The 22969-nt window shown below is 71.6% G+C and carries 22 protein-coding genes; 13 read left to right on the top strand and 9 right to left on the bottom strand.

The genetic code is table 11. From position 1 onward, the window contains the following. Positions 1–3: 3 nt before the first annotated feature. The 3 genes from ABD844_RS42750 to recO all read right to left on the bottom strand — a co-directional run bounded on the left by ABD844_RS42750 (position 4) and on the right by recO (position 3249). Positions 4–1626: an ABC transporter permease gene (locus ABD844_RS42750; protein WP_344892047.1), complete on the bottom strand. Its 1623-nt coding sequence runs from the start codon at positions 1624–1626 to the stop codon at positions 4–6. A gap of 118 nt (positions 1627–1744) precedes the next feature. Then, positions 1745–2572, bottom strand: coding sequence for an isoprenyl transferase (locus tag ABD844_RS42745; protein ID WP_425568748.1), 828 nt, complete (start codon positions 2570–2572; stop codon positions 1745–1747). Beyond that, positions 2515–3249, bottom strand: a complete 735-nt coding sequence (recO, locus tag ABD844_RS42740; protein ID WP_344892041.1) for a DNA repair protein RecO — start codon at positions 3247–3249, stop codon at positions 2515–2517. The genes ABD844_RS42745 and recO overlap by 58 nt, the downstream gene beginning before the upstream one ends. 152 nt (positions 3250–3401) lie before the next feature. On the opposite strand from recO, the gene ABD844_RS42735 reads away from it, so the two are divergent. From ABD844_RS42735 to ABD844_RS42720, 4 genes are all read left to right on the top strand, one after another. Next, positions 3402–4958, top strand: a complete 1557-nt coding sequence (locus ABD844_RS42735) for a CDP-alcohol phosphatidyltransferase family protein (protein WP_344892038.1) — start codon at positions 3402–3404, stop codon at positions 4956–4958. Continuing rightward, positions 4955–5674 (top strand): DUF5941 domain-containing protein, encoded by a 720-nt coding sequence (locus ABD844_RS42730; protein ID WP_344892035.1) that lies wholly within the window; start codon positions 4955–4957, stop codon positions 5672–5674. Before ABD844_RS42735 ends, ABD844_RS42730 begins: the two co-directional genes overlap by 4 nt. 226 nt (positions 5675–5900) lie before the next feature. Continuing rightward, the gene (locus tag ABD844_RS42725; RefSeq protein WP_344892032.1) at positions 5901–7292 is read left to right on the top strand and encodes a glycoside hydrolase family 16 protein; all 1392 of its coding nucleotides are present in this window, start codon (positions 5901–5903) and stop codon (positions 7290–7292) included. A gap of 109 nt (positions 7293–7401) precedes the next feature. After that, complete coding sequence (locus ABD844_RS42720; RefSeq protein ID WP_344892029.1) at positions 7402–8343, top strand: isopenicillin N synthase family dioxygenase; 942 nt, start codon at positions 7402–7404, stop codon at positions 8341–8343. Positions 8344–8367: 24 nt separating this feature from the next. On the opposite strand, the gene ABD844_RS42715 is transcribed toward ABD844_RS42720, so the two are convergent. Beyond that, positions 8368–10719 (bottom strand): GH1 family beta-glucosidase, encoded by a 2352-nt coding sequence (locus ABD844_RS42715; RefSeq protein ID WP_344892026.1) that lies wholly within the window; start codon positions 10717–10719, stop codon positions 8368–8370. 92 nt (positions 10720–10811) lie between these two features. On the opposite strand from ABD844_RS42715, the gene ABD844_RS42710 reads away from it, so the two are divergent. The 3 genes from ABD844_RS42710 (at position 10812) to rocD (ending at position 13438) form a co-directional block, all read left to right on the top strand. Beyond that, complete coding sequence (locus tag ABD844_RS42710) at positions 10812–11297, top strand: Lrp/AsnC family transcriptional regulator (protein ID WP_344892022.1); 486 nt, start codon at positions 10812–10814, stop codon at positions 11295–11297. A gap of 126 nt (positions 11298–11423) precedes the next feature. Next, positions 11424–12221 (top strand): dimethylargininase, encoded by a 798-nt coding sequence (gene ddaH / locus ABD844_RS42705; RefSeq protein ID WP_344892019.1) that lies wholly within the window; start codon positions 11424–11426, stop codon positions 12219–12221. Between the two features lie 2 nt (positions 12222–12223). Further along, complete coding sequence (rocD, locus tag ABD844_RS42700) at positions 12224–13438, top strand: ornithine--oxo-acid transaminase (protein ID WP_344892016.1); 1215 nt, start codon at positions 12224–12226, stop codon at positions 13436–13438. Positions 13439–13544: 106 nt separating this feature from the next. Here rocD and ABD844_RS42695 read toward each other — a convergent pair whose 3' ends face one another. Both ABD844_RS42695 and ABD844_RS42690 read right to left on the bottom strand, forming a co-directional pair. After that, positions 13545–14264, bottom strand: coding sequence for a class I SAM-dependent methyltransferase (locus tag ABD844_RS42695; RefSeq protein ID WP_344892013.1), 720 nt, complete (start codon positions 14262–14264; stop codon positions 13545–13547). A gap of 5 nt (positions 14265–14269) precedes the next feature. Beyond that, positions 14270–15805, bottom strand: a complete 1536-nt coding sequence (locus ABD844_RS42690; protein WP_486348550.1) for an alkaline phosphatase D family protein — start codon at positions 15803–15805, stop codon at positions 14270–14272. 231 nt (positions 15806–16036) lie between these two features. Between ABD844_RS42690 and ABD844_RS42685 the strand changes: the two genes are divergently transcribed. From ABD844_RS42685 to ABD844_RS42675, 3 genes are all read left to right on the top strand, one after another. Continuing rightward, complete coding sequence (locus ABD844_RS42685; RefSeq protein WP_344892007.1) at positions 16037–17314, top strand: Glu/Leu/Phe/Val family dehydrogenase; 1278 nt, start codon at positions 16037–16039, stop codon at positions 17312–17314. Between the two features lie 90 nt (positions 17315–17404). Beyond that, positions 17405–17608, top strand: a complete 204-nt coding sequence (locus ABD844_RS42680) for a hypothetical protein (RefSeq protein WP_344892004.1) — start codon at positions 17405–17407, stop codon at positions 17606–17608. A 148-nt stretch (positions 17609–17756) separates the two neighbouring features. Continuing rightward, entirely contained in the window at positions 17757–18581 is an 825-nt protein-coding gene (locus tag ABD844_RS42675; RefSeq protein WP_344892001.1) for a trypsin-like serine peptidase, read from the top strand. Positions 18582–18630: 49 nt separating this feature from the next. On the opposite strand, the gene ABD844_RS42670 is transcribed toward ABD844_RS42675, so the two are convergent. Genes ABD844_RS42670 through ABD844_RS42660 form a run of 3 tightly spaced genes read right to left on the bottom strand, consistent with a single transcriptional unit; the run spans position 18631 to position 20782 of the window. Beyond that, positions 18631–19518 (bottom strand): Gfo/Idh/MocA family protein, encoded by an 888-nt coding sequence (locus ABD844_RS42670; RefSeq protein ID WP_344891998.1) that lies wholly within the window; start codon positions 19516–19518, stop codon positions 18631–18633. Next, positions 19515–20426, bottom strand: coding sequence for an NAD-dependent epimerase/dehydratase family protein (locus tag ABD844_RS42665; RefSeq protein ID WP_344891995.1), 912 nt, complete (start codon positions 20424–20426; stop codon positions 19515–19517). The genes ABD844_RS42670 and ABD844_RS42665 overlap by 4 nt, the downstream gene beginning before the upstream one ends. Before the next feature lie 2 nt (positions 20427–20428). Then, positions 20429–20782, bottom strand: a complete 354-nt coding sequence (locus ABD844_RS42660) for a YrdB family protein (RefSeq protein WP_344891992.1) — start codon at positions 20780–20782, stop codon at positions 20429–20431. A gap of 112 nt (positions 20783–20894) precedes the next feature. Here ABD844_RS42660 and ABD844_RS42655 point away from each other — a divergent pair, with 112 nt between their 5' ends. The 3 genes from ABD844_RS42655 to ABD844_RS42645 are packed head-to-tail and all read left to right on the top strand — an operon-like array spanning position 20895 to position 22819. Then, positions 20895–21587 carry a TetR/AcrR family transcriptional regulator gene (locus ABD844_RS42655; RefSeq protein WP_344891989.1) on the top strand — a complete coding sequence of 231 codons (693 nt, stop codon included), beginning with the start codon at positions 20895–20897 and terminating at the stop codon, positions 21585–21587. Positions 21588–21611: 24 nt separating this feature from the next. Continuing rightward, entirely contained in the window at positions 21612–21935 is a 324-nt protein-coding gene (locus tag ABD844_RS42650; protein ID WP_344891986.1) for a PadR family transcriptional regulator, read from the top strand. Positions 21936–21943: 8 nt separating this feature from the next. Beyond that, positions 21944–22819 carry a hypothetical protein gene (locus tag ABD844_RS42645; RefSeq protein ID WP_344891983.1) on the top strand — a complete coding sequence of 292 codons (876 nt, stop codon included), beginning with the start codon at positions 21944–21946 and terminating at the stop codon, positions 22817–22819. Positions 22820–22969: the final 150 nt, after the last annotated feature.

The following is a 22969-nucleotide window of genomic DNA, read 5'->3' as shown; positions in this document are numbered from 1 at the left end:
CGTTCAGGCGCCGAAGTCGCGGTGGTGCAGGGCCAGGAGGCCGGCTGCGGCGAGGAGGGCGGTGGTGGTGATCAGCCCCGCCGTGGGTCCCAGGGCGAAGGGGGTGCCGATGATCGCGTTGCCGACGTAGTGGAACGGCTCCGCCGGGCTTCCGCCCCACAGGCCGTACAGCGGGCCCACGACCTGGCCGAGGACGGCGGTCAGGGTCCAGACGAGCCACGAGAGCGCCACGCTCGCCCGGGGCAGCAGCCCGTACGCCAGCACGCACACCGCCCCGACGCACCAGGCCGCGGGCACGGTGCTCAGCGCGCCCGCCACGAAGGCGGGCAGGTCGGTGGCCAGGTCTCCGACGAGCAGCGAGTAGACCGTGCCGAACACCACCCCGGCCAGCGCCATCAGGCCGGCCGTGCCGAGCGCGGTGACCAGCAGGTGCCCGCCCGCCCAGCGCAGCCGGGTCATCGGGGTCGCCTGCAGCGTCTCCGCCCGGCCCGAGGTCTCCTCCGAACGCAGCCGCAGCGTCATGAGCACCGGGTAGAGCGCGACGGCGTAGGCGAGGATGAGGATCAGATACCACGAGTACGCGGCGAGCTGCGTCGCCCCCATGGGCACGCCGAGGAAGTGCGTGATGTTGTCCACCACGACGCTCGGCCGGGAGAGCAGGTCGCGCGTCAGCGGGCTCAGCGCGCCCCCGACGGCGGCGAAGGCCGCCACCCCCACCGCCCACCTGGCCAGCAGCGCGCGGTGCAGCCGCCAGGCCAGGCTGACCGGGCCGCGCAGTTCGAGGGCCGACGCCCGGCCGAGGCGCTCGGGGAGCAGGCCGGACCCGAGGTCGCGGCGGTCGAGCAGCGCGTACGCGACGGCGTACAGGATGGCGGCCACCAGCGCCGAGAGCCCGAGCACCCACCACCGCTCCTCCTGGTACGGCCGCACCAGATGGCTCCAGCCGATCGGCGTCAGCCACGTCAACCACGTCTGCCCGGTCGCGTCCGCGGCGAAGCGCGTGACGTAGGCGACCGCGAGGACGGTCAGGCCGATCGCCGTGGCCGTGTGCGCGTTGCGGACGAGCTGGGCCGCGACCGCGGCGACGCCGCCGAACACCCAGCCCGCCACCGCGATGGCGGCGCCGTAGGCGAGCGACCCGGTCGGCTCCAGGCCCATCCCGATCAGCACCGCGGCGGTCAGCGCACCGCCCGCGAGGCTGATGCCGCCCGCGACCAGGACGGCGGCGGTCAGCGGGGCGTGGCGGCCGACCGTGCCCGACAGCACCAGCTCGCTGCGGCCCGCGTCCTCCTCCCTGCGGGTGTGCCGGACGACGGACAGCACGGCGGCGAACGCGCTGGCCACGTACAGGAAGCCGCCGCTGCGCCACGTGGCGAGCACCTCCAGCCGCGGCTCGACGACTCCACCGCCGAGCGCGTGCAGGAACGCGCTGGCGTCGATGACCTGGAGGTAGGCGAGCTTCAGCTCGTACGTGGCCATGTTGGTCCTGATGTAGGAGACCATCACGAGGGCCAGGGCCACGATCGTCAGGATCCACCAGGGTGCGATGGCCCTCTCGCGGCGCAGCGCCAGACGGGCGAGCACGCCGGCGCCCAGGCCCTCCCCTCGGCCGAGCGGTCCGTTCACCGCCACCAGCTCCTGTTCATGGGTATAGCCGACTGTTCATCGAGACAGGAGGCTATACCCGCGTATAGCAAGCTGACAAGCGGCCTCCCCAGCACAGCTCCTGGAGCCGGGCGGGCGGCTAGACCTGGTTGGGGATCGCGCCGCCGTAGCGGCGGTCGCGCTTGGCGTAGATCTCGCACGCCTCCCACAGGTCGCGGCGGTCGAAGTCGGGCCAGAGCCGGTCGAGGAACACCATCTCGGCGTAGGCCGACTGCCACAGCAGGAAGTTCGAGATCCGCTGCTCCCCCGAGGGACGCAGGAACAGGTCGACCGACGGGATCTCGGGCTCGTCGAGATAGCGGGCGAAGACCTTCTCGGTGACCTTGGACGGCTTGACCCGCCCGGCCGCGATGTCCTCGGCCAACTTGACCGCCGCGTCGACGATCTCTGCCTGCCCGCCGTAATTGACGCAGAACTGCAACGTCAGCGTCCGGTTGGACACGGTCATCTGCTCGGCCGCCTGCAACTCGGAGATGACGCTCTTCCACAGCCGCCCCGGCCGGCCCGCCCAGCGCACGCGTACACCCATGGCATTGAGCTCGTCACGCCGCCGCCGGATGACCTCGCGGTTGAACCCCATCAGGAAGCGCACCTCGTCGGGCGAGCGCTTCCAGTTCTCCGTCGAGAACGCGTACGCGCTGAGGTAGGGGATGCCCATCTCGATGGCGCCCTCGATGACGTCGAACAGCGAGGACTCACCCGCCCTGTGCCCCTCGGTGCGGGGCAGCCCGCGAGCCTTGGCCCAGCGGCCGTTGCCGTCCATGACGACGGCGACGTGCCGGGGCACCAGCCCCTGCGGGATGGACGGCGGAGTCGCCCCCGACGGATGCGGGGACGGAGGTCGTACGTTCACGCGGGCTCCCTTTCGACGTGTCGGAGAGAGCGTATTCCGTGTTCGAGGTGCCATTGCAGATACGCCGCGACCAGGCCGCTGCACTCGCTGCGGTGGCGTGACTCCGAGGCGTCGGCGGTGGCCCAGTCGCCGCGCAGCAACGCCGTCATGAGGCCGATCGTCTCTCCGGCGGGCACGGCCGAGCCGGCCGGCCGGCACGCCCCGCACACCACTCCCCCGGCGACGATGGCGAACGCCCTGACCGCCGGGGCCTGGCACTTGGCGCACGCGTCCAGCGCGGGGGCGTAGCCGGCCACGGCCAGGGAGCGCAGGAAGTAGGCGTCGAGCACGAGCCGGGCCTCGTGGCCGCGGTCGGCCAGCGTGCGCAGCCCGCCCACCAGCAGCAGGAACTGCCGGAGCGCCGGCTCCTTCTCGCCGTGCGTCAGCCGGTCGGCGGTCTCCAGCATCGCGCTGCCGGCGGTGTAGCGGGGGTAGTCGGCCGCCAGCGCCTCGCCGTAGGGCCTGATCGTCTCCGCCTGGGTGACGACGTCGAGGGTGCGGCCGGTGTGAAGCTGCACGTCGACGTGCGTGAACGGCTCGAGCCTGGCCCCGAAGCGCGAGGTCGTGCGGCGCACGCCCTTGGCCACCGCCCGGATCTTGCCGGTGCGCTTGGCCAGGATCGTGACGATGCGGTCGGCCTCACCGAGCTTCTGAGTGCGCAGCACCACGCCTTCGTCACGGTAGAGACTCACTCGCAACATCTTACGGCCACACCGCATTCCGGCGGACTGGACGTTACGGGCATGCTCTGGTGACACGACTTTGCGTCACTCTCACTAGACTTTGACGTCTGTCCCCGCATTACCCGTTGTTCAACCCCCCGCTACCGCCTCGAAAGGGAGTCATGACCCGCGTGGTCCTGCTGGGCGCCTCGCCCGGCCCCGACATCTCTCCGACCGGCCTGAGGCTGGCCGCGCTCTCCGGCAATCCCTCCGTGTCCGAACGCCTGCGCAGCCAGCTCACCTCGATGGATCCACGTTTCGCCACGGTCAAGGCCGACGACGTGGCCGAAGCCCTGCGCGCCGTGGCCGACGTCGCCGAGTCCGCAACGGAGAGCCTGTTCATTATCCCGGAGAACTCGGTCGTCCACGACGAGCTGATCTACCAGATCACCAAGTCCAAGCGCGGCGCGCTGGCGCTCGTCGCGAAAGAGCCGCGCGTGGGGGTGACGGAGGACAACGGCCTGGAGGACAACGGCCCTGACGGGGTCGGAGCGGACGACAACGGGCCAGAAGACCGCATCCCCATCGACGAGGCCGACCCGGAGATCGGCCTCAACCGCGTCGAGGGCCTGCCCGTGCGCGCCCGCATCGGCAAGTCGCGGGTGGTCTCGGTGGGCACCGCGACGCACGCCGTGACCAGGCCCAACGCCGTGATGCTCGGCCCGCTGCACATCAGCGCGCGCAACGCGCCCGTCCTGGCCCAGACCTGCCGCGAGCTGGCCGCGATGGCCGACCGCTTCGGCGACGACGACGACCTGATTCAGCTCATCGTGTTCGGCCTGGTGCGCAACGGCGTGTCGGTCGGCATCCGGGGCCGCCGCGACCTGTTCTACCGCCGGGTCACCACCCAGGAGGAGGTCAACGAGGCCGGCGCCGAGATGGCCGGCATGGACGAAGACCGTTCCCGGCTCAACAACGCGGTCAAGGGCGCCGACGGCTTCTTCACCACCTACTTCGTCTCCACCTACTCGCGCTACATCGCCCGCTGGGCCGCCCGGCGCGGGCTGACGCCCAACCAGGTGACGCTGATCTCGATCGCGCTCGGCGTGGCCGCGGCCGCCTGCTTCGCCACCGGTGACCGCCCGTGGATGGTGCTCGGCGGCGCGCTGATCTACTTCGCCTTCGTCTTCGACTGCGTCGACGGGCAGGTCGCCCGCTACGCCCGCAAGTTCGGCGTGCTGGGGGCGTGGCTCGACGCGACGTTCGACCGGTTCAAGGAATATGTGGTCTTCGCCGGGCTGGCGGTCGGCTGGGTGGTCTCCGGCCACGGCGAGGAGATCTGGATCCTGGCCCTGGCCGCGCTGGGCCTGCAGTCCGTACGCCACCTGCTCGACTTCTCCTTCGGCGCCGCCAACCGGCGCAAGCCTCCGTCCCCGCTGCCCACGATCCCGCTCGACGCCCCCGACGACCGGGAGCTGCGCCAGGCCCTGACCCGCCGCAAGGTCGAGCGCAGCCAGGGTCTGCGCGGCCTGCTCAAGATGTGGACGAAGGCCGGCAAGTTCCGTGCGGTCCACTGGGCGCGTAAGATGATCGTCTTCCCCATCGGCGAGCGTTTCGCGGCCATCGCGATCACCGCCGCACTCTTCGACGCCCGGATCACCTTCATCACCCTCGTGATCTGGGGCTCCGTCGCCGCCGCCTACACCCTCACCGGACGCCTCATGAGGTCGCTCGTATGATCACCCACCCCCGAACCACGGCCACCCCCACGCCGGATCCCGACGAGGAGCGCCGCCGCATCCAGACCGCCCGCCTCGTCGCCTACCGCGACGACGGCCCGCTGGCCAACGCCCTGTCGAGCCGGCTCGGCGCCGGCCTGCCCCCGTTGCCCGCCACTCTCGTGGCCCTGCTCGCCGTGGTCGCCGTCACGGTCGCCGGCCTGCTGGAGCCGGGCCCCATCCTCCTCCTGCCCGTGGCGATCGTGCTGCTGCTCGTGCTGCCCACGACGCCGCGCAACCACCTGGGCCGCCTCGACTGGCTCACCCCGCCGCTGCTGCGCGCCGCGGAGTTCTTCACCGTGATCGCGGTCGGCCTGGCCGCCGACGCGCCGAAGTGGCTGCTGTTCGTGCTGGTGTACGTCGTCGGCTACCACACCTACGACACCGTCTACCGCACCCGCCAGAGCATCTGGCCGCCCGCCTGGGTGTTCCGCGCCGGGCTCGGCTGGGAGCTGCGGCTGCTGATCATCGGTGTCGGTGCGGCGTTCGGCGTGGTCACGCCGGTGCTGGCGGTGCTGACGGCGTACTTGTTCGTGCTGTTCGCGGTGGAGAGCGTGACGAGCTGGGTGCGCCTGGACAAGGCGTCCGCCCAGGCGGGCGCCGACGCCGAGCAGGACCTGGAGGCCTCCCCTGAAGACGCCCTCGAGCAGGCCACGGGCGAGGCGGAGAAGGGCTGAGCCCCGGCTTCGTCCCGTTCGCCTCACCGCGGCGCCGCACCTGTGTGCGGCGCCGCGCGTGTTCTCCGAGGTGCCCGCGCCTGGCCCAGGCCATCGCACGAGAGCGCTCTCCGTCTCCCCGATGGGCCGGTGCCCGCGTCACGCACGACATTGACAGAAGGTAAGGTCCGTGTTCACATCGCCCTAAGAGAGCGCTCTCTTCTGCCTCCACACCCCCCATGGAGCGATGATGACAACACCCATCAGGCACCGGCGCCGCCTGGCGGTGCTGGCCACGGTGCTCGCGGCACTCACCGGCCTGCTCGTCCAGGTGGCCGTCAGCGCCTCGGCCTCCGTCCCGCCCACCCCGTCGGGCTGGTCACTGGTCTGGTCGGACGACTTCAACGGCGCGGCCAACACCCTGCCGTCGTCGAACGACTGGATCATCGACACCGGGCACTCCTACCCCGGCGGCCCGGCCAACTGGGGCACCGGCGAGATCCAGAACTACACCTCCAGCACCGCCAACCTCAGCCAGGACGGCGCCGGCAACCTGCGCATCACGCCCCTGCGCAGCTCGTCCGGCGAATGGACCTCGGCGCGCATCGAGACCAGGCGGGCCGACTTCAAGCCCGCCGACGGGCGCGTCCTGCGCATCGAGAGCCGGCTCCAGATGCCGAACGTGACCGGCGCGGCCGCCCTGGGCTACTGGCCGGCGTTCTGGGCGCTGGGGGCGCCGTACCGGGGGAACTACTGGAACTGGCCGGGCATCGGCGAGTTCGACGTCATGGAGAACGTCAACGGGATCGACTCCGTCTGGGGCGTGCTGCACTGCGGCGTCAACCCGGGTGGGCCGTGCAACGAGACCAACGGCCTGGGCGCCAGCCGCGCGTGCCCCGGATCGACGTGCCAGTCGGCGTTCCACACCTACCGGTTCGAGTGGGACCGCAGCGTGAGCCCCAACCAGTTGCGCTGGTACGTGGACGGACAGCAGTTCCACAGCCTCAGCCAGGCCCAGTTCGACGCGACGACCTGGGCTAATATGACCGGTCACGCGGGCTACTTCCTGCTGCTCAACGTGGCCATGGGGGGCGCGTTCCCCAACGGGGTGAGCGGGCAGACGACGCCGACGGCGGCGACCGTGCCGGGGCGGCCGATGGTGGTCGACTACGTCGCGGTATGGCAGAGCGGCGCCGGCACCGACCCCACCACCCCTCCCGGCGGCGTCGACGCCCGATCCACCGTCCAGGCCGAGCGCTACCAGGCGCAGTCGGGCACGATCGTGGAGACCACGACGGACTCGGGCGGGGGCCAGAACGTCGGGGCGATCACCAACAGCGACTGGCTGCGCTACGACGGGGTGAACTTCGGCTCCACGGCCGCCACCCAGTTCAGGGCCAGGATCGCCTCGGGGGCGGCGGCCGGGGTGAGCGGGCTCGTCCAGGTACGCCTCGACAGCCCGACGGCCACGCCCATCGGCGACTTCGCGGTGGGCAACACGGGCGGATGGCAGAGCTGGCGTACCGTGCCGGCGAACGTCTCGGGGGTGACGGGCACGCACACGGTGTACCTGACCTTCTCCTCGGGCCAGCCGTCCGACTTCGTCAACGTCAACTGGTTCACCTTCGCGACGTCCTGACCCCTCGTACGGGCTCCCGGGCGGCCCCGCCTCCCGGGAGCCCGGGCGGAGCGATTGGCGGGTGCGGCGGGCCGTGGATTCGCGGGCGAATTCAGGAACAATGGTGCGGGTGAGCGAACTGCCGGTCATCGACGTGTCGCCGCTGATCACCGATTCCGCGGGAAAGCAGCATGTCGCGGAGGCGATCGGGACGGCCTGCCGCGACAGCGGCTTCTTCTACATCTGCGGCCACGGCGTGCCGCCCGCGCTGATCGACCGGCTCGACGCGGCGAGCAGGCGGTTCTTCGCCCTTCCCGAGCCCGTCAAGAACGAGATCGCGATGAAGCGTGGCGGCCGGGCCTGGCGCGGCTTCTTCCCGGTGGGCGGCGAGCTGACCTCCGGGCGGCCCGACCTGAAGGAGGGCGTCTACTTCGGGGCCGAGCGGCCGCCGGGCCCGCGGCCGCTGCACGGCCCGAACCTGTTCCCCGCCCAGGTGCCCGAGCTGCGGGAGGCGGTGCTGGAATACCTCCGGACGATGACGGGGGTCGCGCAGGCGGTCATGGGCGGGATCGCGCTGAGCCTGGGGCTCGGGGAGGACTACTTCCGTACGGGATACACGGCCGACCCGACCATCCTTTTCCGGATATTTCATTACCCACCCGGCCCGCCCGACGACCCCGACGCCTGGGGCGTGGGCGAGCACACCGACTACGGGCTGCTCACCCTGCTCCTCCAGGACCACAACGGAGGGCTCCAGGTGCACACCGGACGGGGTTGGGTCGAGGCGCCCCCGCTGGAGGGCACGTTCGTGTGCAACATCGGCGACATGCTCGACAAGCTCACCGGCGGCCACTACCGCTCCACACCGCACCGCGTACGCAACCGCAGCGGCAACGAGCGCCTCAGCTTCCCGTTCTTCTTCGACCCCGGCTGGGACAGCGAGGTGCCGCCCCTCCCCTACGCCCCCGGCCGCCGCTGGGACGGCCAGGTCGACTTCACCGGCACGTACGGCGAGTACCTGCTGTCCAAGGTCTCCAAGGTCTTCCCCCGCCTCTTCGAGCAGCAGCTCTGACCTCGAAGCGCGAAGACCGCGAGCCTAGGCCGACTCCCGCACGACGAGCCGGGCCGGCAGCACGACGGAGGTGGTGTGGCGGCCCTCCAGGCGTGAGAGCAGCAGCCGGGCCAGCGCCAGCGCCTGGTCGGCGACCGGGACGCGGACGGTGGTCAGACCGGGCGTGGTGGCCGAGGCGGCGTCCACGTCGTCGAAGCCCACGACCGCCAGGTCCTCCGGCACCCGCCGCCCCAGCTCCCGCGCCGCCCGCAGAACCCCGATGGCGAGCTGGTCGGTGGCGGCGAAGACGGCGTCGAGCGACGGCGAGTCCGACAGGAGCCGCAGGGTCGCCGCCGCGCCCGAGGCGCGGGTGAGGTCGCCGGCCAGGGCGAGGTGCGGCGTCAGCCCCGCCTTCTGGAGCGCGGCCCGATGCCCGGCCAGCCGGTCCTGTACGGTCACCAGGTCCATGGGCCCGCACACCATGCCGATACGGCGGCGTCCGAGCGCCAGCAGGTGCTCGGTGGCCGCCGCCGCGCCCGCGGCGTTGTCCACGTCCACGTACGGCACCAGCGACGCGATCGCCGGCTTGCCCAGCAGCACGACCGGCACCCCGGTACGCGAGAGCCGCTCGGCCAGCGTGTCGGCCCGGTCGGGCGGCAGCAGCACGACCCCGTCCACCAGGCGGGCCTCCACGTGGGCGACGATGCGCCGGTGGCTCTCGGCCGTGTCGGCGAGCATGAGCGTGATCTGCTTGCCCGCGCCCTCCAGCAGGCTCGTGACGTACTGGACGACGGCGGCGGTCAGCGCGTCGCCGCCCTGCCGGGGCACCGACAGGACCAGCGCGATCGCGTTCGTGCGCCGGGTCACCAGGCTGCGCGCGGCGGCGTTGGGCACGTAGCCCAGCTCGTTGACGGCCCGCAGCACGCCGGCGCGGACCTCGGGGCTGACCGACGACTCGCCGTTGACGACGCGCGAGACCGTGGCCCTGGACACGCCCGCGCGGGCGGCCACCGTCTCCAGCGTGGGCCGTCTGGGTCGCGTCTCGGCCAGGCCGTTGCGGCGGATGACGTCGCGGTACCACAGCGCGCTGTCCTTGGGCCGCCGCCGCTGGGTGGCGAAGTCGACGTGCACGAGGCCGAACTTGCGCCGGTAGCCGTCGGACCATTCGAGGTTGTCGAGCAGGGTCCAGACGAGGTAGCCGCGTACCCGGGCGCCCTCCTCGACGGCCGCGCGCAGGGCGCGCAGGTGCTCCTCGATGAAGCTGATGCGCTCGACGTCGTGAATGTCGTCGCCGGTCACCACGTCCACGAAGTCGGCGCCGTTCTCGGTGATCATCAGATCGAGGTCGGGATGGTCGTGGGAGAGGCGCCGCAGGAGCAGGGAGAGGCCGCCCGGCACGATCGGCCAGCCCATGGCGGTGACGGCCGTGGGAACGGTGCAGAACAGCACACCCTCGCTGCCCGGCCAGGCGGGGTCGGCGAGCTCGCTCGGCTGCGCCTGGACGACCAGCGGCGTGTAGTAGTTGACGCCGAGCAGGTCGAGGGGCTGGGCGATGGTCTGGAGGTCGCCGTCGCGCACGTGGCCGAGCCCGCCGTTGCGCTCGACGATCGGCAGCAGCTCGGCGGGGTGGGAGCCGCGCAGCATCGGCTCCAGGAACTGCCGGTTGGCCAGCGCGTCGATCCTGCGCACGGCCTCGGCGTCCTCGTCCGAGAGCGGCCGGTCGAAGTCGCTGACCTGGGCGGGCGTCATGACCGGGGAGAGGTTGAGCACCGCGCCGACCCTGGCCGCCCCGGCCGCGCGCAGGGCCTGCGTGGCCAGCCCGTGGCCGAGCAGCATGTGGTGGGCGCTCCTGAACGCCTCCGCGGCCGACGTACGGCCAGGCGCGTGACTGCCGGAGCCGTAGCCGAGGAAGGCCGCGACCCACGGCTCGTTCAGCGTGAACCAGGTGTCCACCCGGTCGCCCAGCCGCTCGTGCACGGCGGCGGCGTAGTCGGCGAAGTGCCGGGCCGTGTCGCGCGAGGGCCAGCCGCCCCGGTCTTCGAGCGCCTGCGGCAGGTCCCAGTGGTAGAGGGTGGCGTACGGCGTGATGCCCGCGTCACCCAGCTCGTCCAGCAGCCGGTCGTAGAAGTCGAGCCCGGCCGCGTTCGGCTTGCCGTCTCCCTGGGGGAAGACGCGCGCCCAGCTCACCGAGAACCGGTAGGCGGCCATCCCCAGGTCCTTCATCAGCCGCACGTCTTCGGCGTAGCGGTGGTAGTGGTCGCACGCCTCCGCCCGGTCGGCGGAGAAGGTGTCCCAGATGGACGGCAGACGGCCGTCGGCGGACGTCGCTCCCTCGATCTGGTAGGCCGAGGTCGACACTCCCCATACGAAGCCCTCGGGGAAGCCTGCGCTGCTCATTTCTGCGGATGCCCTCCGGTCACGGTCACGCCGCCCAGTCTCCCGCGTGCCGCTCGTCGCGCGCCAGCCTGGCCAGGCGGTATACAGAGCGCGTGGAACTGGACCGGCTCGATCGTGACATCATCGCAGCGCTCGTCGACGACGCCCGCCAGACCTATGCCGACATCGGCCACCAGGTGGGGCTGAGCGCGTCGGCGGTCAAGCGGCGGGTCGACCGGCTGCGCGAGGCGGGGGCGATCACCGGGTTCAGCGCGCGGGTGGCGCCGCGGGCGCTCGGCTGGACGACCGAGGCGTACGTCGAGCTGTTCTGCCAGGGCAAGACCAAGCCGTCGGACATCGCGCTGGCCGTGGCCAGATACCCCGAGGTGGTGGGCGCGGCCACGATCACCGGCGAGGCGGACGCGCTGCTGCACATCAGGGCCACGGACGTACGCCATGTCGAGCGGGTGATCGAGCGCATCGCGGCGGAGTCGTTCGTGGTGCGGACCAAGAGCTCCATCGTGCTGTCGAGGCTGGTGGACGCACCTCCCGGTGCCTCCCCGCCCGAGCCGCGCAACGGATCGGGCACCTCTGCCTGAAAGGCGCAACAGATCCGCGCGAACACGCAAGGTCAAGACCTTGGCTTGCCGAATCATGCGTTCCTAGGCTGTCCTCGTCTCCCCGAATGGGGATTTTCCCTGGTTAAGGACCCGATGGAGCGTTGCATGCCCAAACACTTCCTCATGTGCCGCCCGGACTACTTCACGGTCGAGTACGCGATCAACCCGTGGATGCATCCTGAGACCGGGGCGGACCGCGACCTGGCGGTCCGGCAGTGGGAGGGTCTGAAGTCCGCGTACGAGGAGCTCGGGCACGAGGTGAGCCTCATCGAGCCGATCGACGGGCTGCCCGACATGGTCTTCGCCGCGAACGGCGCCCTGGTCGTGGGCGGGCGCGTCTACGGCGCCCGCTTCGCCTACCCGCAGCGCGGTCCCGAGGGGCCCGCCTACCTGCGCTGGTTCGCCGAGCGCGGATACCCGGTGCTGGAGCCGTCCCACGTCAACGAGGGCGAGGGCGACTTCCTCACGCTGGACGACGTCGTCCTGGCGGGCACCGGCTTCCGCACCGACGTGGTCGCCCACCAGGAGGCGCAGGAGTACCTGGGCCGTCCGGTCGTCTCGCTGACGCTGGTCGACCCGCGCTTCTACCACCTCGACACGGCGCTGTTCCCGCTCGACGGGCACAACGTCGCCTACTACCCCGCCGCCTTCTCGCCCGGCAGCCTCGCGGTGCTGCGCCGCATGTTCCCGGACGCGGTGCTCGCCACCGCCGAGGACGCCGGGGTGCTCGGGCTCAACGCGGTCAGCGACGGCACGAACGTGGTCATCAACGCCGAGGCGTCCACGCTCCAGTTGGAGCTCAAGCGTCGTGGGTACGAGGTGATCCCGGTCGACCTGTCGGAACTGCGCAAGGCAGGCGGAGGCCCCAAGTGCTGCACACTGGAGATCAGGGGGGAGAACTGATCATGACCACCACCGCAGAGCTGATCGAAGTGAGTGAGCGCCGCAGCGCGCACAACTACCATCCGCTGCCCGTGGTGATCCACGAGGCCCACGGGGCCTGGGTCACCGACGTCGACGGCAGACGCTACCTGGACTGCCTGGCCGGCTACTCCTCGCTCAACTTCGGCCACGGCAACCCGAAGATCATCGAAGCCGCGAAGGAGCAGCTCGAACGGCTCACCCTGACCAGCCGGGCCTTCTACCACGACCAGTTCGCGCAGTTCTGCGCCGGCCTGGGCGACCTCACGGGCAAGGACCTGATCCTGCCCATGAACACCGGCGCCGAGGCCGTCGAGACCGCGATCAAGGTCGCCCGCAAGTGGGGCTACGAGGTCAAGGGCGTCGAGCCCGGCCAGGCCACGATCATCGTGATGGAGGGCAACTTCCACGGCCGTACCACGACGATCGTGAGCTTCTCCACCGACCCGGAGGCGCACGACGACTTCGGCCCGTACACGCCGGGCTTCCGGATCGTCCCGTACGGCTCCGCCGAGGCCGTCCGGCAGGCGGTCGACGCCAACACGGTCGCCGTGCTGGTCGAGCCGATCCAGGGCGAGGCCGGGGTGCTGGTGCCGCCGGACGGCTACCTGAGCGAGATCCGGGACCTGTGCTCGGCCGAGGGCATCCTGATGATCGCCGACGAGATCCAGTCGGGGCTGGGGCGCACGGGCCGGACGTTCGCCTGCGACCACGAAGGGGTCGTGCCGGACATCTACGTGCTGGGCAAGGCGCTCGGGGGCGGTGTCGTACCGGTGTCGGCCATCGCGGCCAACCGTGACGTGCTCGGCATCATCCATCCGGGGCAGCACGGCTCCACGTTCGGCGGCAACCCGCTGGCCTGCGCCGTGGCCAACGCGGTCATCGAGATCCTGAACACGGGCGAGTTCCAGGCCAGGGCCGCCAAGCTGGGCGAGGTGCTGCACGCGCGGCTGCGCGAGCTGGTCGGCAAGGGCGTGGTCGAGGTGCGCGGGCGCGGGCTGTGGGCGGGCGTGGACATCGATCCGTCGCTGGCGACCGGACGCGAGGTGTCCAAGGCGCTGATGAAGCGCGGCGTACTGGCCAAGGACACCCACGGGTCCACGATCCGGCTGGCGCCGCCCATCGTCGTCTCCGAGGACGACCTCAACTGGGCCGTCGACCAGCTCGCCGACGCGGTCTACGAGCTCAAGACCCGCTGACCCTCTTGTGCCCGCCTGGGCCCGGCCGTGGACATCCTGCCGGACCCGGGCGGCAGAAGGCGTCACCGCGTGCCGGAAGACCGCGCTTCCCCGCACCCGGCTCCGGCTACTCCGGCAGGAGCCACACGTGCATGCCCTCGGGCGCCTCGCCCGGCACGAACCCGTGCTCCTTCAGCTCGGACGAGAGCACCTCCCCCGCCGGCCAGTGGTTGACGCCCGCCACCTCGTCCTCGCTGACCACCACGTCGCCCCGCAGGACCCGATAGACGAAGCGCGAGCTGACGCTCTCCCCCGCCACGTCGAGCACCTGCCCGGCGATCTCGTACGTGTGCCGGCCCACCTGGTAGGAGTCCATGACCGCGAGGCCGCCCGGCACGGGCGTGGCCCGCTCGCGCCAGTTGAACACCAGCCGCCCGCCGGGCACGAGCAGCCCGGCCAGCACCCGCCACAGCTCGGCCCGCTCGGCGGCGGCGAAGCTCTGCAGCACCGAGATCATCACGACGGCCTCGACCGGCTCGTCCACCCGCACGTCGAGGGCCCCGCACGGCAACACGGTCACCCGGCGCAGGACGTCGGGGCCGAGCGCGGCCAGGCGGGAGACCAGCACCGAGCGCATGCCGAGCGACGGCTCGACGGCGTAGATCTCGGCCGGCGTCTCCCGGGCGATCAGCTCGGTGATCAGGCCGGTGCCCGCGCCCAGCTCGACCAGGCTCCGCCCGACGCCCGTGAGCAGCGGGGGCAGCAGCTCGCGCACCACGGGCACGTGGCCGTCCTCGTGCTGCAGGTCGTAGAAGGGCACGGCGGCGGCATAACGGTCAGATGTCATGGGCGTCAGCTTAGGTCGGCCGAGTCGATCGGCCTGACGACCTCCCCGGTGGAGCCGTACCAGGTGACGCGGCCGGGCAGGGTGAGGATGGCCAGCGCGTTCTGGAACCAGGGCCCCTTGGTGATCCGCCAGCGGAACGGCGGGCGCGGCACCCCCGCCAGCCGCGCCAGCAGGCTGCCCATCAGCGTCGCCACCGAGAACTGGGTGAAGACGTTGGCCCAGCGCAGCAGGCGGCTGAGCGGGTTGCGGATGGGCGAGCAGACGATCTGGTAGACCTGCCCTCCGTCGGCCTTGGCCAGGTAGGAGTAGTGCACGTCGCCCGAGAGGATCAGCACCGGCTTGCCCAGGCCGATCAACAGCCGGGCCAGGTCGTCGAACGAGCGCCGGAAGGCCGCCCAGTGCTCCAGGTCGATGGCCTGACGGAACGCCTCCGACCACCGCCGCACCAGTGGACCCCACCTGCCGTCGCACAGGGCCTCGTTCCAGTTCTGTACGCCGTGCACGCCCTCGGGCAGCAGGAACGGGATCGACGAGCCGATGACCAGCCGCTCGGCCGGCCGTCGGACCTGCTCCTCCAGCCAGGCCCACTCCCCCGGGTCGAGCATGCGGCGGTCGCCGGGGGTGAGCTGCCGGGCGCACCGGGTGTCCACCATGATCAGGCGGGTGGGGCCGAGGTCGCGGGCGTAGCTCCAGCGGTTGCTGCTCGGCTCGGCGTCGGCCCGCTCGGCGAACGCGTCGAGCGCCGCCCCGCCGTCGCCCGCCATCAGCTTGGCCAGCAGCGGGTCGTCGGCGCGCTCGGCCGGCGAGAGGTTGCCGAGATGCTGGTAGATCCAGTACGCCCCCAGCCCCGCCACCACCCGGCGGGGCCACCACGGGGTCTCGGCCATCTGCTCGCGCCAGGGCTGCGAGGTGTTCCAGTCGTCGCGCAGGTCGTGGTCGTCGAAGATCATCGCGGTCGGCACGGTGGACAGCAGCCAGCGGATCTCGGTCTCGGTCCACGCCTGGCGGTAGAGCTCGGCGTACTCCTCGAAGTCGGCGATCTCCCCCTGCGGCTCGCTGTTCCTGCGGGAGCGGATGTAGGCCAGCATCTCGGGCGAGGGGTTGTCGGCGTAGACCTGGTCGCCGAGGAGCAGCAGCAGGTCGGGCCACTCGTCCTCGCCCGCCGCCACGAGGTGCTCGCCGAAGGCGCGCAGGACGTCGTCGCCGTGCGTGCGTACGTGGGCGGCGTCGTGCGGGACGCTCGTCCGGCACGAGCCGAACGCCAGCCGCCTGGCCCCTTCGGCGGGCAGCAGCCGGATCCGGCTCGGCGGGCGACCCGCGAGCGGCCATACCCGCTCCCCGTCGAGCCGCACCGAATACGACGCGATATCCTGGGACAACGCAACGAGATCCACGATCGCGTAGTGGTGACCGTGCACGGTGAAGGTAGGCGACCGGTAAGTCCTGCCGTCCGCCTCGACGGCGACCGTGCAAGGGTCGGCGGTCTCCACCCAGATCGAGGCGCTGTCAGTGTCGACATGTCGCAGCATGGGCCCCACCACGAGTGCGGGCAATTTCTCCAACCTCCGATTCGACGATTCGGCACACTATCGCCGGCAAGCCTGCCAGAGTGGCACGGTCCACAGCACCCGATCACCGGCTGGGATTTCTACCAAGAACTAGGCAAGGCCAAACCTCCCGCCTTACGATGATCGTGACAACAACGCCCAAACGGGGAAGGCAATGGCGCTTTTTCCGCAAAAAGGGCGTACATACCAGGAGGAATTCCTGCCATGAGCATCATGGTGCCGTCAAAGACGCCGGCCCTGATCACCCCGGGCCGTCAGGCCCTCGACTCCGCGCTCCACCATCTCGACCAGGCCGCCGGGCAGCTCGGGCTCGACGACGGGCTCCGTACGATGCTGGCCACACCACGCCGCTCGCTGACCGTCTCGGTCCCGGTGCGGCGCGAGGACGGCACCCTGGACGTCGTCCAGGGTTTCCGGGTCCAGCACAACGTCTCACGCGGCCCGGCCAAGGGCGGGCTCCGTTTTCATCCCGCCACCGACATCCACGAGGTCACCGCGCTCGCGATGTGGATGACGTGGAAGTGCGCACTGGTCGGCATCCCGTACGGCGGCGCCAAAGGCGGCGTGGCCGTGGACCCGACCGGGCTCACCACCCGCGAGCTGGAGCGGCTGACCCGCCGCTACGTCAACGAGATCCTGCCGCTGATCGGCCCGGAGAAGGACATCCCGGCTCCCGACGTCGGCACCGACGAGCAGACCATGGCCTGGATCATGGACACCTACAGCGTCTCCGCCGGCTACTCGGTGCCCGGGGTGGTCACCGGCAAGCCGTTGACGCTGGGCGGCTCGCGCGGACGCGCGGGCGCGACCGCACGCGGCGTGCAGATCACCACGCTGGCCGCGCTCGGCCGCTCGCCCGAGGGCGTGACCGTGGCCGTGCAGGGCTTCGGCAAGGTGGGCGCGCCGACCGCGCAATACCTGTCCGACGCCGGGTGCAAGGTGGTGGCGGTGTCCGACGCCACCGGCGCCGTCCACAACTCCGGGGGCCTCGACCTCGCGCGGCTGCGCGCCTGGGTCGCCGAGTACGGGGGCGTGCTCGGCTTCCCGCAGGCCGACGCGATGTCCCACGACGACCTGTTCGAGCTGGACGTCGACGTGCTCGTGCCGGCCGCGCTGGAGGGCGCGATCACCGAGGCGAACGCGCCGAGGATCCGCGCCCGCCTGATCGTCGAGGGGGCCAACGGCCCCACCACGCCCGAGGCCGACGAGATCCTCGCCGCGGGCGGCACGACGGTCGTGCCCGACATCCTGGCCAACGCGGGCGGGGTGGTCGTGTCGTACCTGGAGTGGGTGCAGAACCTGCAGTCCTGGTCCTGGAGCGCCGGGGAGGTCGAGCTCAAGCTGCGCGACCTGATGCTCGGCGCCTTCTCCGAGGTCACCTCGGCGGCCGCCGACCGCGGCCTGACGCTCCGCCAGGCCGCGCACGTCATCGGCGTGGGCCGGGTGGCCGAGGCGCACCAGACGCGCGGCCTCTACCCGTGAACGCGGCTCAGGTAGCGCCGCGACTTTAGTAGCACAGGGCTCGCCCAAGGTTCGATGCCTGGGCGGGCCCTCTGCCGCGACCGTGGAGCCATGAGAGGTCTCATCAACTTCGTGGCCGTGATCGCCGTCATCCAGGGGCTCGCCGGTTTCGCCGGCCGCGTGTGGTTCGACAGCGAATGGGGGTTCCTGCACCGGCTCGTCGATCTGCCCGTACCCGCCTACCTGGGCGTGGCGCTGGCCGGGGTGGTGGTGCTGATCTGGGTGGACAGCGCCAAGAACCGCGGTCAGGGCTGAACCGCCGTCGGCCCGCGGTTTGGGAGCGACGGCGGTGTACGAGTCGGCGCACGCCCGGCCGCTCGCGCTGGGTTCCGCGTACACAAGTTAGGGTAAACATTGATGTCGCAGGTCAAGGCACTGATCATCTTCGCCATAGAGTGTGAGGGTGCTCAGGTTGGTGCTGTCTCTGGTCCTGCTCGATCCAGTTGCCGTCACCGAGGTGGCGCAACGCAACGTCCCCGCTCCCAGCATCCTCACCCCTGACGGCGACCGCCTGGGCTACGCGCCGGTCCCGCGTCCCTACACGGGGGCGCGGCGGCTGGCCGGGGTGCTGCTCGGCCGCGACCCGGTCGCCAAGACCGACGTCCTGTGCGGCGGCACGGTGATCGGCTCGCGTTCCCGCAGCCTCGTGCTGACGGCCGCGCACTGCCTCTACCACGACGGGCGGCTGCTCAAGCACCTCGCGTTCCTGCCGGGGTTCGACCAGGGGCGGCCCCGGCTGGGGGTCTGGCCGGTCGTCCGTACGTGGGTGCCGGCCAGGTGGCGCACCCGGCCGTACTCGCCGGACCTGCTGCCGTACGACGTGGGCCTGGTCGGCGTCGTACGCCGCAAGCGCCCGCTGGAGGCCGTGACCGGGCGCGGGCTGCGGACGCTCAGCACCACCCGGGGGACCGAGCTGCGCGGGCTCGAACTGCTCGGCTACCCGGCGGGCAAGGGCTACCCGGGCACGACGATGTACCGGTGCCTGGGCGACACGGTCGAGGGCATCGCGGAAGGGCCGGGGGTGATGGTCACCCACAACTGCCACGCCGCCGCCGGTGGCAGCGGCGGCCCCGCGCTGTACGGCGGTGCGGTGGCGGGGGTCGTGTCGTCGTCCAGCCCGCTGAGCGACGCCAAGGGGTACACCGTGCTGACCCGGCTGGGTGGCCGGAGCTTCTCGCGTCTGCTGGCCAGGGCCGACCGCGCGATGCAACTCACCCCGTCGTCCTGACGCTTCTCCTGGCCAGGCCGTTCGCTGGGCGCTTTCCGTGGTCAGGCGGTCAGGCGGTCCGCCTGACGATTTCCTCGCACAGCGCGTGGGTGGCCAGGGCGTCGGCGGCGTCGACGCGGCGGCCCTCGCGGACGGCGGCCAGGAACTCCAGGCAGATCTGCTCGATCCCGCGCTGCCTGGCCACCGGCACCCAGTCGGGCCGCCGGGCCAAGCGCTCGCCGCCCTGGTAGTCGACGACGTCGCCGAGGTTCACCACCCGCCGCTTGACGCCGTCGCCCATGACCTCGCAGGTCTCCTCGGCGGCGCCGCTCATCCGGTTCATCACCCCGATGGCGGTGAAGCCGTCGCCCGACAGCTCCAGCACGATGTGCTCGATGAGGCCGTCGCGGACGCGGGTCCTGATCGTGGTGCCGGTGACCTCGCCGGGGACGAGGAACCTGAGGGTGTCGGCCACGTGGATGAAGTCGTCGAAGACGGCCCGGCGCGGGGAGTCGGGCAGGTTGTGGCGGTTCTTCTCCATGACGACGAGGTGGCGGGGGTGCGCGGCCAGCTCCGCGTAGCCGGGGGCGTGGCGGCGGTTGAACCCCACCATCAGCGACCTGTCCACGTCTCTGGCCAGGCGTACGAGCCGCTCGGACTCGGCCAGCGTGTAGGCGATCGGCTTGTCGACGTACACGTGGATCCCGGCGCTGAGCAGCGGCTCGACCAGCTCGGGATGGGCGTCGGTGGCGGCGTGCACGAACGCGGCGTCGACCCCGGCCTTGATCACCTCGTCGAGGCTCGTGGACCGGGCGGCGATCCGGTAGGTGTCGCCGAGCCGGTCCAGCCGTGCCTCGTTGCGGGTGCACAGGTGCAGGTCGAGGGCGGGCTGGGCGGCCAGCACGGGCAGGTACGCCTTCTCCGCGATGTCGCCGAGGCCGATCATGGCTATCTTCACCCGTCGAGCGTAGCCTTGAGCGCTTCGTCGATCGGCGTGGGCGCGACACCGAACGTCCGCTGGAAGGCCGAGGAGTCGAGCACGAACGGCGCGGTGAACTGGTAGCGCGTGTGCTTCAGCTCGCCGATCATCGGCGAGAACAGCCCGGCCACCCTGATCAGCGGCCACGGCATCGCGGTCATGCGGGGCGCGGGCCGGCCCAGCAGCGCGGCCATGCGCTCCCCCACCTGGCGCAGGGTCAGCGGCTCGGCGGTGGGCACGTGCCAGGGGCGGCCCCAGGCGCGCTCGTCGCCACCGGCCGTGATCAGGGCGTCGGCCACGTCGGGCAGGTACGTCCAACTGTGCGGCACGTCGGCGGGCCAGACCAGCGGGATCGTCTTTCCCGCCTTGAGCGGCGAGAGGAACCGGTCACCCAGGTAGCCCTGGTCGGTGGCGCCGGGGCCGAAGTAGTCGGAGCCGCGGACCTCGGTGACCCTGATGCGGCCTGCCTCGTGGGCGGCCAGGGCGTCGTTCCACATCGTGGTGCGTACCCGGAACTTGGGGTCGGGGGAGGCGAGCGGCAGATCCTCGGTCATGGGGACCGAGACGGGGCCGTACGGGTAGAGGTTGCCGAGCATCGCGTACACGGCGCCGCTCGCCTCGGCGGCGGCCAGGAAGGAGGCGGCCATCGGCGGCCAGTCGGTGAGCCAGCGGTGGTATTGCGGGTTGACGCAGTTGTAGAGGACGTCGGCCCCGGCGCACAGCTCGGTCAGCCGGGCCCGGTCCGCGACGTCGGCGGCCACCTTGACCGCGCCTTCCGGGCCGCTGCCCGACCTGGTCACGACGACCACCTCATGGCCCCGCGCCAGCAGCTTGACGGCCACGTGCCGGCCGACCTGGCCGGAACCCACGACGACGTGCTTACCCATGATCAAACCTCGTTCCAGACGATGCGGAGAACCGCGTTGACGACGAACAGCACGGAGAAGACCGCGGCGGACGTGACCAGCCCCGAGGCGTAGAGCGCCAGGGCGCCGCCGCCGAACCAGAGGATCTCCAGCACGGCACGGGCCGGACCGGTCAGCGGGAAGGTGGCGTTGGCGCCGCCGCCCGCCCCGAACAGGGCCCACGCGAGCACGAGGAGCGCCGGCCCGCCGAGCCCGGCCAGCAGCTTGAGCCCCCAGTGCGGGCTGACGGTGAAGCCCCAGTATCCCGCCGAGACCAGCACGCCGAGCTCCAGGAGGAACATCAGCAGGGCGTTGGAGTTCTTGGCCAGGGCGAGCATCGGAGCCTCCGGGTCAGGCGTTCGCTTTCGAGAGCAATGCTCTCTCAAAAGAGCGGTGTTCGTCAAGAGCACTGCTCTCGTTTTTTGGCACCGCTCTGATAGTCTGCTCCCCATGACCGCCAGCCGTACCGCAAGAGAACGCGTCAGGGCCGAGCTCACCAGGGAGATCACCGACATCGCGCGGCGCCAGCTCGCCACCGAGGGAGCCGGCGGCCTGTCGCTGCGGGCCGTGGCACGCGAGATGGGCATGGTCTCCTCGGCCATCTACCGCTACTTCCCGAGCCGGGACGACCTGCTCACCGCGCTGATCATCGACGGCTACAACGCGCTCGGCGAGGCCGTCGAGCGCGCCGAGGCCGCCCAGCCCCGCGAGGGCTTCCGCCGCCGCTGGCTGGCCGTCTGCCACGCGGTGCGCGACTGGGCGGCGGCAAACCCCCACGAGTACGCGCTGATCTACGGCTCCCCCGTGCCCGGCTACCACGCGCCGGAGGACACCATCGAGGCCCGCTCACGCGACGTCATCGTGATGGGCCGCATCGTCTCCGACGCCTGGCGGGCGGGCGCGGTGATCGCCCGCGACGCCGACCTCCCGCCCGAACTGGAGTCGAAAGCGGCCAATCTGAGCGCGCTCATGCCCGAGGTGCCCGAGGCCATCGTCTGGCGAGCCCTCTCGGCGTGGACCGCGTTGTACGGATGGGTCAGCTTCGAGGTGTTCGGCCAGTTCAACAACGTCTTCGAGGACCGGCGCCCGGCGTACGAGCACGCCATGCGGCTCATGGCGGACACCATGGGGCTTGCTCAGTAAGACTTACTAAGTTTTACTGAATACATGGCACGCAGGACACAAGAGCTGGGCCGCTTCACGGACGTGGCGCTGCTGGTGCTCATCAGCCTCGCGGAGGGGCAGAAGCATGGCTACCGCATGATCGGCGACATCGAGGAGTTCTCGGGCACATCGCTGGAACCGGGCACCCTCTACGGGGCGCTGATGCGGCTGGAGGAGCGCGGCTGGATCGAGGCGGTGCGGTCGGCCGAGCGGCGCAAGCCGTACCGGATCACCGAGAGCGGGCGCGACGCGCTGCGCGAGCAGCTCGCCACACTGCGCCGGGTCGAGCAGGCGGGCAACAGGCGCGTGGTATGGGGGCAGGCATGATGCGGGCGATGGCACGGGCCGTGCTGAGGCTCTACCCGAAGCCGTGGCGGCGGCGCTACGCCGACGAGGTGGCCGATCTGGTCGCCGCCCGGCCGGTCCGCGTACGCACGGTGCTCGACCTGGTCGCCGGCGCCGCCGACGCCTGGCTGCACCGCAGGCGCATCCCCGGGGCCGAGCCTCTCAGGATCCGGATCCCGCTCGCGCTCCTGCTGCCCGTCGCCGCCTACGGGCTGCTCACCCTGTGGAACCCCGGCGTACGCGACGTGCCCAGCCTCCACGGCGTCTGGGCTCAGGCCGCCGGTCTGGGGACGACCGCCGAACACGTGGCCAGGACGGCGACGTCACTGTTTGTCGCGGCGGCCGCGACAGGCGTGCTGTCGGTGATGTCGCTGCTGATCAGCTCGTTCGGCGCCCTGGGACGGCCGTCCGCCGGCGCCGTCACGCGCCGCACCGCGCGAGGGGTGGTCATGAGCGCCCCGGTCCTCGCCCTGCCGGTGTGGCTGGTCTGCGACCTGTTCTACCGGATGGCCTTCGCCGACAGCGGAGCCCCCGTCGGGCCGCTGGGCCACGCGATGCTCGGCGGCTTCATGGCGCCGCTCGTGCTGGCGCTGGTGCTGCCGCTGCCCTCGATCGCGGCCCGCGCCCCCACGCTCGGGCCCGACGTACGCGGGAGCGGCAGCACGCTCGCGGTGGCCGCCATCCTGAACGCGCTCGGCTGGCTGGCCGTGGCCGCGCTGCTGGCCATGGGCCTGGCGCAGGCGTCACTTGGGTTCCTGGTGGCGATGGCGGCCAGCGCGCTGGTCAGCATCGGGATGGCGACACTGGTCGCGAGGAGCGCGCTCAGGCAGGGCCGCACCGCGCTGGGCCAGCTCAGCCTCGCGTAAGGGGCCGCGCTGGACCGGCTCAGCCTCGCGTAACGGGCCGCCCTGGGCCGGCTCAACCTCGCGTAAGGGGCCGCCCTGGACCGGCTCAGCCTCGCGTAAGGGGCACGGCCTGTGGCAGGCCGCGCCCCCTCTCGCCCTCACCTGTGGTCA

The sequence above is a fragment of the Nonomuraea antimicrobica genome (genome assembly GCF_039536965.1).
Lineage (GTDB): Bacteria > Actinomycetota > Actinomycetes > Streptosporangiales > Streptosporangiaceae > Nonomuraea > Nonomuraea antimicrobica.
Note: the sequence above shows the minus strand (reverse complement) of the source record. Positions and strands in the feature narration are given on the sequence as shown.

Bases quoted from the DNA above. Each gene is read 5' to 3' on its own strand.
- ABD844_RS42645 (WP_344891983.1), top strand. From the start codon at position 21,944: ATGGCACGGGCCGTGCTGAGGCTCTACCCGAAGCCGTGGCGGCGGCGC.
- ddaH (WP_344892019.1), top strand. From the start codon at position 11,424: ATGCCCAAACACTTCCTCATGTGCCGCCCGGACTACTTCACGGTCGAG.
- ABD844_RS42685 (WP_344892007.1), top strand. From the start codon at position 16,037: ATGAGCATCATGGTGCCGTCAAAGACGCCGGCCCTGATCACCCCGGGC.
- ABD844_RS42660 (WP_344891992.1), bottom strand. From the start codon at position 20,782: ATGCTCGCCCTGGCCAAGAACTCCAACGCCCTGCTGATGTTCCTCCTG.
- ABD844_RS42680 (WP_344892004.1), top strand. From the start codon at position 17,405: ATGAGAGGTCTCATCAACTTCGTGGCCGTGATCGCCGTCATCCAGGGG.
- ABD844_RS42665 (WP_344891995.1), bottom strand. From the start codon at position 20,426: ATGGGTAAGCACGTCGTCGTGGGTTCCGGCCAGGTCGGCCGGCACGTG.
- ABD844_RS42730 (WP_344892035.1), top strand. From the start codon at position 4,955: ATGATCACCCACCCCCGAACCACGGCCACCCCCACGCCGGATCCCGAC.
- ABD844_RS42695 (WP_344892013.1), bottom strand. From the start codon at position 14,264: ATGACATCTGACCGTTATGCCGCCGCCGTGCCCTTCTACGACCTGCAG.
- ABD844_RS42725 (WP_344892032.1), top strand. From the start codon at position 5,901: ATGATGACAACACCCATCAGGCACCGGCGCCGCCTGGCGGTGCTGGCC.
- ABD844_RS42715 (WP_344892026.1), bottom strand. From the start codon at position 10,719: ATGAGCAGCGCAGGCTTCCCCGAGGGCTTCGTATGGGGAGTGTCGACC.
- ABD844_RS42735 (WP_344892038.1), top strand. From the start codon at position 3,402: ATGACCCGCGTGGTCCTGCTGGGCGCCTCGCCCGGCCCCGACATCTCT.
- ABD844_RS42655 (WP_344891989.1), top strand. From the start codon at position 20,895: ATGACCGCCAGCCGTACCGCAAGAGAACGCGTCAGGGCCGAGCTCACC.
- rocD (WP_344892016.1), top strand. From the start codon at position 12,224: ATGACCACCACCGCAGAGCTGATCGAAGTGAGTGAGCGCCGCAGCGCG.
- ABD844_RS42650 (WP_344891986.1), top strand. From the start codon at position 21,612: ATGGCACGCAGGACACAAGAGCTGGGCCGCTTCACGGACGTGGCGCTG.
- ABD844_RS42745 (WP_425568748.1), bottom strand. From the start codon at position 2,572: ATGGCACCTCGAACACGGAATACGCTCTCTCCGACACGTCGAAAGGGA.